We start from the raw sequence: 10302 nt of genomic DNA on the forward strand, positions 1-10302 counted from the left end.
GCAGACCGTCCGCACGACCAACGCGACCGGCGGCACGTTCACGCTGACCTTCAACGGCCAGACCACGGCTCCGCTCGCGTACAACGCGACCGCGGCCGACGTCGACGCCGCGCTCGAGGCGCTCTCGAACGTCGGCGCCAACAACATCCAGACCAGCGGCGGCCCGGCCAGCACGGCGGTCGTGAACATCTTCTTCCGCCGCGCGCTGCAGCAGACCAACCAGAACCAGATCACGGTCAACGGCGCGGCCCTCACCGGCACGTCGCCGACCGCCACCGCCGCGACCGTCCAGGAGGGCGCGTGGTACCAGCGGCCGACCGGCGATGACCGCCGCTCGACGCTGAACACCAACGACCTGCGCGGCAAGATCCTGCGCGTCAACGTCAAGGACACCATCACCGCGGCCGACCAGAACAAGGCCGACCTCGGCACCGGCGGCGCGTACACGATCCCGTCCGGGAACCTGTTCCCGCTCGTGGCCGGTGCGCCGCAGGCGCGGACCCGTCCTGAGGTCTACGCGATGGGCTTCCGCAACCCGTTCCGCCTGCAGGTGGACGAGAACGACGTCGCTTACGTCACCGACTACTCGCCGGATGCCAACACGCCGGCGCGCAGCCGCGGGCCGTCAGGTGTCGGGCGCATGGAGATCGTGCGCAAGCCGACCAACTACGGCTATCCGCTCTGCTACTCCAGCAAGCTCGGCTACTACCGCTGGAACTTCCGCGAGTTCGCTCCGGGCACCACGACCCTGGGCGTCCCGCTGGACAACCCGCCGCAGCCGGTCGACTGTGGCAATCCGAACGGCCTCGTCAACGACTCGCGCTGGGTGCGTGACGGTGGACCTGGCTTCGAGCCCGGCCTCGCCCTGACGCCGCCGGTCAGCGATCCGGAGATCTGGTACTCCTACCGCGACAACGTCGCCGGCACGCCCCTGGGCACGCCGTGCTTCGGGTACTACGCGACGACCCCGGGGCCGATCGCTCCGGGCTCGACGACCGAGTGCCCACGGCTGTTCCCGGAGCTGTACCAGACGGGCGTCGCGCCGCACGGTGCCACGAAGTACCACTACGACCCGAGCAACCCGAGCACGACGAAGTTCCCGCCGTACTACGACAACTCGGTGATCCTCGGCGAGTTCAACGTCGACACGTTGCGCGAGATCAAGCTGGACTCGCAGAACCGCATCCAGAAGATCAACAGCTTCCTGCCCTGCGGTCAGGCGAACGTCGGCCCGACCGGGTTCGACTTCGAGTGCGACAACCCGATGGACATGCAGTTCGGCAAGGACGGCTCGTTCTACCTGCTGACCTACGGTGACGGCTTCTTCGCCGCCAACCTCGACGCCGGCCTGTATCGCTGGGACTACGTCAAGGGCCAGCGCGCGCCCAAGACCGTCATCACGACCGACAAGACCGACGGCCCCGCGCCGTTGACGGTCAAGTTCACCGGCTCGGGCTCCAGCGACCCCGATCCGGGTGACTCGATCCGCTTCGAATGGGACTTCGGCGATGGTTCGCCGCTCTCCACCGAGCCGGACCCGACGCACACCTACACCAAGGCCGGCCGCTACACGGCCATCCTCTCGGTCACCGACTCCAGCGGGGCCAAGACCGCGGCCTCGACGATCATCACGGTGGGCAACACCAGCCCGACCGTCACGGTCACGGCGCCGATCGACGGCGGCCTGTTCTCCTTCGGCGACAAGATCCAGTACAAGGTCACGGTCACCGATCCGGAGGACGGGACGGTCAACTGCAACGACGTCACGGTGACGTTCGTGCTCGGCCATGACACGCATGGCCACGCCGAGCAGAGCTCGACGGGCTGCACCGGGTTCCTGCAGACCGATGCGGGTGACGTGTCGCACGGCGGCAACGTGTTCGGCGTCATCAGCGCCACGTACACCGACAAGGGTGGCCCGGGTGGGGTTCCGACCCTCTCGACGACCAACCAGGTCCAGATCCGTCAGAAGCATCAGGAGGTCGAGTTCGTCGTCAACCAGTCCGGCACGGCGACCGCGACCAACACCGACGGTCCCACGGGCGCGGGCGTGCATCGCTCGAGCCTCGCGGCCGCCGACTGGATTCAGCTGAACGGTCCGTTCAACCTGTTCCAGGCCGACTCGATCTCGTTCCGCGTGGCTGACGCCGCCGCGGGCCGCACCGCGGGCTCCCCGCTGGCGGCGATCGAGATCCGTCAGGACTCGAGCACGGGTCCGCTCCTCACCACGGCGAACCTCGTGTCCACCGGCGGTACCGCCGTCTGGTCGACGCAGACGTTCCCGCTCCCGGCATCGTCGGGCAAGCACGAGCTGTTCTTCGTGTTCCGCGCGGTGACGGGCGGCTCGACCGGCGGCAACCTGTTCAACCTGAACTGGGCCGAGTTCAACGGCAACGGCGTGACGGTCGTGGAGACCTCCGCGCCGGGCACGGCGACCGGCACGGTGCCGGCGACGCTGTCGCTGGCGCTGGGCACGCCGGCGTCCTTCGGGGCGTTCACCGCGGGCGTCGCGAAGACGTACAACGCGGCGACCACCGCCACCGTCATCTCGTCCGCGGGCGATGCGACGCTGAGCGTGTCCGACCCGAGCTCGGTCGCGACCGGGCACCTCGTCAACGGGACGTTCTCGCTCCCGTCCGCCCTGACCGCCAAGGCGGCCAGCGCGCTGGGCACCGGTGGGGCGTTCGCTCCCGTCGGCGGCTCCGCCACTCCGACCACGCTGCTCACCTACACCGCTCCGGTGGCCAATGATGCGGTGACGGTCTCGTTCGCGCAGGCCATCGGCGCGAACGACGCCCTGCGAACGGGCAACTACTCGAAGACCCTGACGTTCACGCTGTCGACCACGACGCCGTGAGTTGAGTGGGCGGCGCGCCCGGTTCGCCGGGCGCGCCGCTCAGCAGGTCCGCTTCTGTTACTCGCGCGCGCGAATCCGTCCGCGCTAGGCGCGGCCGGCGAGGCGCTCGGCGAGCGCGACAGGGGCGCGCGCGAGCTGCAGGGCAGCCGCGCCGGTGACCTCGGCCCGCTCGCCCAGCTCGCTCGTCACCACGCGCACGGCGCTGGCGGCCGGCGCGATCACGCGGCGTTCGACGGCGGCCCGGATCGGCTCCAGGAGCACGTCTCCGGTCGCCGAGAGCTCGCCGCCGATGACCACGAGCTCGGGGTTGAGCACGTTGATCACGGCGGCCAGGGCGATGCCCACGGCCTCGCCGGCATCGGCGACGGCCCGGCGCGCGCCGCGATCGCCGGCCTCGACGAGCGCGAGCAGCCTCTGCAGCGTGACCGGTTGGCCGAGGCTGCGGGTGAGTAGTCCGGTGACGGCGACCGAGTTGGCGATCGTCTCGAGGCAGCCGCGGTTGCCGCAGCGGCAGATCAGACCGTCCTCGACGACCGTGAGATGCCCGAGCTCACCGGCGACGCCGGTGACGCCGCGGTACGGCTCGCCGTTGAGGATCAGCCCGAGGCCGACGCCGGCGGAGATCTGCAGGTAGGCCATGTTGCGCACGCCGCGACCGGCGCCGAAGAGGTGCTCGCCCATCGCGCCGGCGTTGGCGTCGTTCTCGAGGTTCACCGGCATGCCGAGCCGCGCCTCGAGCTCGACCGCGGGCTTGAGTCCGCGCCAGCTCGGCAGGATGCCGTCGGCGTGCAGCAGCCCGGTCTCGGTGTTGATCGGCGCGGGCAGGCCGGCGCCGACGCCGATCACGTGGCGCGCATCCACACCGGACTCTCCGAGCGCGGCGTGCGTGAGCTCCGCGGCGAGGCCGAAGCTCTCGAGCGGCTGGGCGTCGACCTCGAAGGCGGTGAACTTGTCGGCGACGATGCGCCCACCGAGGTCGCAGACGGCCGCGCGGACGTGACGATGCCCGAAGTCGAGCCCGACCGCGTAGGCCGCACTCGGGGCGAGCGAGACCTGCAGCGGCGGCCGGCCGTTGCTGCGCGGGCCTTCGCCCGGGCCGTCGGCCTGCTGTTCGACCATGCCGGCGCGCTCGAGGTCCAGCAGCACGGCGGTGATCGTCGCGCGCGAGAGGCCGAGCGCCCTGCCCAACTCGGCGCGGTTGCGGCCGGGACCGTGCAGCAGCGCCTGAAGCAGGCGCACGCGGTTGACGTTCCGGGCGTTCGGGGCGATTTCGTCGATCATGGAACTCACGCGCGTTCGTGAGCGACCCTACCTACCTGTAGGTCGGCCGTCTATAAGAATCCCCGTACCTTGGTAGCTGATGACGCGGACACAGCCGAGCAGCACGGCGCGGGGACGGTCGCAACGCGATCGCGTGCTGCGGGCGGCGATGGACATCTTCGCCACGCAGGGCTTTCGCGGCGCATCGCTGGATGCGGTCGCCGACGCTGTCGGCATGACGCGCCAGGGGCTGTTGCACTACTTTCCGTCCAAGGTGCAGTTGCTGCTCGGCGTGCTCGAGGTGCGCAACGAGGACGACATCGCACTCGTTGAGCAGGCGATCGCCGACTCGCACGCCTTCGCGGATGCGCTCGTCGCACTCGCGCGCCACAACCAGCAGCGTCCGGAGTTGATCCGGCTCTTCACCGTGCTCGCGGCTGAGAGCGTCGACGCCGGCCACCCAGGACACGACCGCTTCGTCGAGCGCTACCGCAGCGCGCGCGCCGGTTTCACGGAACGCATCGAGACCGAGCAGCGGGAGGGCCGGATCGATGCGCGGATCGCGCCCGCCTCGCTCGCGGTCCTTCTGATCGCGGTGATGGACGGACTGCAGCTCCAGCACCTGCTCGATCCGGCGTCCGTCGACATGGCAGCGCCGCTCGCGGAGCTGCTCTCCCTGCTCGCGCCCGTCAGCCCGCGAACATGAAGGACCGGTGGACTGCGGCCGTTTTTCGCCTAGAGCGGGAGTGCGCCACTTTCGCGTGTGATGGTCCGGCGTAGGGGACTTGACCTTCGGCTAGCGTCCCTTGGCGGTCGGAAGGGCGAACATCGGTCAGGGGGCGACGGGTGCAGGACGGGTCCACCCAGGGTGGAGCGAGAGGCGCGGGCTGGCTGGTCGGTGACGGCGAGATCGCCGAGCTCATCCGTTCCACGGACTGGTCGCAGACGGCGCTCGGCTCCATCGACGCGTGGCCGGAGAGCCTGCAGACGACGATCTCGCTCGCGCTCGCGTCGTCGTTTCCGATCAACGTGATCTGGGGGCCGGGAGCCGTCCAGATCTGGAACGAAGCGTACGCGCGGATCTGCGGTGACAAGCACCCGCGCGAGTTCGGCAGCGACTACCGCGTGTGCTGGGCGTCCGCCTGGCCGGCGATCGGGGGTGCGTTCGAGACGGCGCGGGCGGGCGATGCGGCCTTCCTGGAGAACCAGCCGATGTTCCTCGACCGCAAGGGCTACCTCGAAGAGACGTGGTTCACGTTCTCGCTGAGCCCGATCCGCGACGACAGCGGGGAGGTCGTCGGCCTGTTTCTTCCGGTGACCGAGACGACGCCGCGGATGCTGGCGGACCGGCGCACACGCGCGCTGCGCGATCTCGCGGGTTGCGCCGGGCGCACGCGCGACGTGCGCGAGGCGACGGAGCTCTCGCTCGAAATGCTCGGCGGCTACGCGCTCGACCTGCCGTTCCTGACGCTCTACCTCGTTGACGCAGACGGCGCGACGGCGCGGATCGCGGGCCATACCGGCCTGGCCCGCGGCCACCCGCTGACGCCCGCCATGATCGACCTGTCCGAGCCGGACGCTGTCGTGGGCTCGGTCGTGCGCAGCGGCAAGGCGGTCCACGTCACCGATCTCGCCGCGCGGTTCGGGGCGGTCGAGGCAGGACCGCATGAAGAGGCGCTCGAGCAGGCGCTGTTCCTGCCGATCAGCCTGCCAGGCGAGAGCCGGCCGGCGGGTGTGCTCGTGGCCGGCGTGAGCACGCGGCTGGAGCTCGACGAGACCTACCGCGGCTTCTTCGACCTCGTCGCCCAGGGCGTCACGAGCGCGCTCGCGAACGCGCTCGCCTACGAGCAGGAACGCGCGCGGGCCGAGGCGCTCGCGGACATCGACCGAGCCAAGACCGCGTTCTTCTCCAACGTCTCGCACGAGTTCCGCACGCCCTTGACGCTGATGCTCGGGCCGCTCGAGGAGGAGCTGGCCGGCGCCGACGGTCCGCTGTCGCCCGGGAGCCGCGAGCGACTGGCGACCGCGCACCGCAACAGCTTGCGCCTGCTGCGGCTCGTGAACTCGCTGCTGGACTTCTCGCGGGTCGAGTCGGGGCGCGTGGACGCGCACTTCCAGCCGACCGATCTCGCCGCCTATACCGCCGATCTCGCGAGCCTGTTCCGCTCCGCGGTGGAGCGGGCGGGGCTCGAGCTCATCGTCGACTGCGACCCCTTGCCCGAGCCGCTGCTCGTCGATCGCGACATATGGGAGAAGATCGTCCTCAACCTGCTCTCGAACGCGTTCAAGCACACGTTCACAGGGCGGATCACGGTCGCGCTGCGCTGGCGGGGCGACCATGCCGAGCTGTCGATCAGCGACACCGGGATCGGGATCGCCGCGGACCAGATCCCGCGGCTCTTCGAGCGCTTCCATCGCGTCCGGGACGCGCAGTCGCGCTCCCTGGAGGGCACGGGCATCGGGCTCGCGCTCGTGCAGGAGCTGACGCGGCTGCACGGCGGGCGGGTGCGCATCGAGAGCGAGCTCGGTCGCGGCAGCACGTTCTTCGTCGACGTGCGGGCCGGCCGCACGCACCTGTCGCCCGAGCAGGTCGGGGACGGGACCGGGGTGGCCGTCGCCAGCGCCGCCGCGGCCGCGCAGGTGTACGAGGCCGACAGCTGGCTCGCGGGCGAAGGGCTCGAAGCGCTCGGCGACGCCTCCGCGGTGGCGGACGGCACGCGGGCACGGGTGCTGCTCGCCGACGACAACGCCGACATGCGCCGGCACGTCGCCCGGCTGCTCGAAGGGCGCTTCGACGTGGTCGCCGTGGCCGACGGCGAGGCGGCGCTGGAGGCGGTGCGGCTCGCTCCGCCCGACCTCGTCCTCACCGACGTGATGATGCCGCGGCTCGACGGCTTCGGGCTGCTCGCGGCGCTGCGCGGCGACGACGAGACACGCGAGATCCCGGTCATCATGCTCTCGGCGCGGGCCGGCGAGGAGTCCGCGGTCGAAGGCCTGGATGCGGGTGCCGACGACTACCTGGTCAAGCCGTTCTCGGCGCGGGAGCTGGTCGCGCGGATCTCGGCCACGCTCTCACTCTCGCGCCAGCGGCGGGAGTCGGCAGTGCGGCTGGAGGCGGCCAACCGCGAGCTCGAGCTGGCGGCCAACGCCAAGAGTCAGTTCGTCGCGAGCATCAGCCACGAGATCCGCACGCCGCTGAACGCGATCATCGGCATGACGTCGCTGCTGCTGCATTCGCCGCTGAACGAGGTGCAGGGCGAATACGCGCGGGTCATCCGCTCCAGCGGCGAGCACCTGCTCAACCTCGTCGGGGATGTGCTCGACTTCTCCAAGCTCGAAGCGGGCGCGGTGCAGGTCGAGCGGGCGCCGCTCAACGTGCGCCGCTGCCTGCAGGACGCGATCGACATCGCCGCGGTCGACGCCGGGGCGAAGCAGCTGCCGCTGATCAGCCAGGCGTCGGCGGAGGTACCGGAGTGGGTGATAGGAGATAGCGGCCGGCTCTCGCAGATCCTCATCAACCTGCTCGCCAACGCCGTCAAGTTCACCGATGCCGGGCAGGTGACCGTCGCCGTCACCGCCGTTCCGTTGGGCCCGCACCTCTGCACGCTGCGCTTCGCGGTCACCGATACCGGCATCGGCATTGGTGAGAGCGATCAGGTGGCGCTGTTCGACGCGTTCGTCCAGGTCGACGGCACGAGCGGCCGCCGGCGGGCGGGTACCGGGCTCGGGCTCGCGATCTCGACCCGGCTGGCCGAGGTGATGGGCGGTTCGATCGCGGTCGAGAGCGCGCTGGGCGTCGGATCGACCTTCACCTTGACGCTGCCCGCCGCGCTCGTCGACGCGCCGGTGCAGGCGTCGTCGCTCGCTCCGGCCGCCGCGAAGCCGGTGGCGTCGGCGTCGGCGTCGTCGCCGGAGCTCCGGATCCTGATCGTCGACGACAATCGCGGCAACCAGCGTGTCACCGCGCTGCTGCTCGCCGAGCTCGGCTACGCGGCGGACACCGCTGCCAACGGCATCGAGGCGATCGAGGCGATCGAGCGCCAGCCCTATGACATCGTGTTCATGGACATGCAGATGCCTGAGCTGGGTGGTCTCGATGCCACACGGATCATCCGCCGGCGGTTCCCCGGCGCGCGCGGTCCGCAGATCGTCGGCCTGAGCGGGTACGCGTCCAACGACACCCGCCACGAATGCCTCGCGGCGGGCATGAATCACTATCTCGTCAAGCCGGTCACGCTCGCGCAGTTCGAAGCGGCGATCGCGCAGCTCGCGGCGATGCCGTCGCGCGAGGCGCCGGCCCAAGGGTCTTAGCCGCTCACGCCCGCTTCGGCGAACGTCAGCATGCCGTCGTGGGTGGCGGCGGCGAGGCGCAGGATCGCGAGCGCGGCGACGGCACCGCTGGCCTCGCCGAGGCGCATCTGCAGCTCGAGCACCGGTTCCAGTTGCAGGTGCTCGAGCAGGCGGGTGTGGGCGGGCTCGGGCGAGCGGTGGCCGGCGAGCAGGCGGGGGCGCAGGTCGGGTGCGATGGCGACGGCGATCGCCGCCGCGGCGGTGGCGATCAGGCCGTCGCAGATGTAGGCGAGGCCGTGCTCGCCCGCGCCGAGGGCGAGCCCGGTGAGGACGGCGATCTCGCCGCCGCCGATGGTGCTCAAGGCTTCCAGCGGGTCGCTGGGGCGGTGGAGCGCGAGCGCTCGGGCGATGACATCGGCCTTGTGCTTCACGCCTTCTGGGTCCAGGCCCGTCCCCGGCCCGGCGAGCTCCTCGGGCGCGCCGCCGGTGAGCCAGCAGGCGAGGCAGGTCGCGGGCGTGGTGTTGCCGATGCCCATCTCGCCGCCGACGAGGACGGTGATGCCGTCCTGCGCCGCTTGGGCGGCGAGGTCGCGGCCGGTGTCGATGGCGGTGGTGACGTCGCGTTCGGTGAGTGCGTCTTGAGTGGTGAGGTCACCGCTGGGGGACAGGCCCGTGCGGACGACGTCCAACGCTGAGGTGTCGGCGTCGACGCCCGCGTCGACGCACACGAGCTCGGCACCCGTCTCCCGCGCCAGGACCGAGACGGCGCCGCCGCCGGCGAGGAACGTCGCGAGCATCTGCGCGGTGACCTCGCGCGGGTAGGCGCTGACGCCGCTGACGCCGTGGTCGGCCGCGGCGACGACGACCCTCGCGTTGACGGTTGGGCGCGCGTCGCCGGTCGCTCCGGCCAGCCAGATCGCGAGCTCCTCGAGCCGGCCGAGGCTGCCGGGCGGTTTGACGAGCTGGCCCTGGCGGGCGCGGGCGGCGTCCATGGCGGCGGTGTCGAGCGGACGGAGTGCGAGGTCGATCATCGGCGCGGTATTGTGCCGACCTCAGCCGCGAAGGCGCGGGAAAGCCGGTGAGAAACCGGCGCGGTCGCGCCACTGTTATCGGGACGAAGTCGATCCCGGAGCCAGGATTCCGACCTTCGCGGGACAGACCGACGGGACGCGTCATCCCGAGGAGGTTCCCCCTTGCCCACACCGCACCGCCTCTCCGCTCGAGCTCCCCGCTCGCGGTGACCCGCCGGTTGCTGCTCGTTCGCCACGCGTCCACCGACGCGGTGCGAGCCGCTGCCTTCGGGGCCGACGAGCCGCTCGACGCTTCGGGCCGTGCCGCGGCCACGCGGTTGGCCGCGCGGTTGCCGCGGGCCGACGAGGTGCTGGTGAGCGGGGCCGCGCGCGCGGTGGAGACGGCGGCGCTGGCGGGTCTGCCGGTGTCGGGCTCGGCGCCGGGCGAGTGCGACTTCGGTGCTTGGGCCGGCCGGCGGTTGAGCGAGATCGCGGAGGCGGACGAGGCGGGCGTGCGGGCGTGGATGACGGACCCGGCCGCGGCGCCGCACGGCGGCGAGAGCCTGGTCGCGATGCTCGAGCGGGTCCGTGGGTGGCTGGCCGCGCAGGCGGGCGGGTCGGGAACCGCGATCGCGATCACCCACGCGGGTGTGGTGAAGGCGGCGGTCGTGCTCGCGCTGGACGCACCGCCGAGCGCGTTCTGGCGCATCGACGTCGCCCCGTGCTCGATCACCGAGTTGCACGCCCACGACGGCCGCTGGACGGTCACGAGGGTCAACGACCGGGGAGAGACGCGATGACGGCGCGGGCGGGCGGGCGCGGCGTGGCGCCGTGGCGCGGCGGGCGTGGCTGCGCGCGCGCTGTTGCGGCGTGGCGCGGCGCGGC

At 71.5% G+C, this 10302-nt stretch carries 6 protein-coding genes and 1 riboswitch; of the genes, 4 read left to right on the top strand and 2 right to left on the bottom strand.

The window, feature by feature from the left end; genetic code table 11:
• A partial coding sequence (locus OM076_RS44010; protein WP_270046609.1) for a PKD domain-containing protein occupies nt 1–2857 on the top strand: 2857 nt, incomplete at its 5' end.
• A gap of 84 nt (nt 2858–2941) precedes the next feature.
• Here the strand turns inward: OM076_RS44010 and OM076_RS44015 are convergent.
• Nucleotides 2942–4138: an ROK family transcriptional regulator gene (locus tag OM076_RS44015; protein WP_270046610.1), complete on the bottom strand. Its 1197-nt coding sequence runs from the start codon at nt 4136–4138 to the stop codon at nt 2942–2944.
• Between the two features lie 79 nt (nt 4139–4217).
• Between OM076_RS44015 and OM076_RS44020 the strand changes: the two genes are divergently transcribed.
• A complete protein-coding gene (locus OM076_RS44020) occupies nt 4218–4823 on the top strand; it encodes a TetR/AcrR family transcriptional regulator (RefSeq protein ID WP_270046611.1) in 606 nt (201 codons plus the stop codon).
• Nucleotides 4824–4963: 140 nt separating this feature from the next.
• On the top strand, nt 4964–8428 hold the full coding sequence (locus OM076_RS44025; protein WP_270046613.1) for an ATP-binding protein: 3465 nt from the start codon (nt 4964–4966) through the stop codon (nt 8426–8428).
• Here OM076_RS44025 and cobT read toward each other — a convergent pair.
• Nucleotides 8425–9438, bottom strand: coding sequence for a nicotinate-nucleotide--dimethylbenzimidazole phosphoribosyltransferase (gene cobT, locus OM076_RS44030; RefSeq protein ID WP_270046615.1), 1014 nt, complete (start codon nt 9436–9438; stop codon nt 8425–8427). The genes OM076_RS44025 and cobT overlap by 4 nt on opposite strands.
• Nucleotides 9439–9452: 14 nt before the next feature.
• Nucleotides 9453–9570, top strand: a riboswitch (cobalamin riboswitch).
• Nucleotides 9571–9644: 74 nt separating this feature from the next.
• Between cobT and OM076_RS44035 the strand changes: the two genes are divergently transcribed.
• Nucleotides 9645–10217 carry a histidine phosphatase family protein gene (locus OM076_RS44035; RefSeq protein WP_270046616.1) on the top strand — a complete coding sequence of 191 codons (573 nt, stop codon included), beginning with the start codon at nt 9645–9647 and terminating at the stop codon, nt 10215–10217.
• Nucleotides 10218–10302 lie beyond the last annotated feature (85 nt).

The sequence above is a fragment of the Solirubrobacter ginsenosidimutans genome (assembly GCF_027587205.1).

Coding starts and splice junctions, on each gene's coding strand:
- OM076_RS44015 (WP_270046610.1), bottom strand. CDS start 4,138: ATGATCGACGAAATCGCCCCGAACGCCCGGAACGTCAACCGCGTGCGC.
- OM076_RS44020 (WP_270046611.1), top strand. CDS start 4,218: ATGACGCGGACACAGCCGAGCAGCACGGCGCGGGGACGGTCGCAACGC.
- cobT (WP_270046615.1), bottom strand. CDS start 9,438: ATGATCGACCTCGCACTCCGTCCGCTCGACACCGCCGCCATGGACGCC.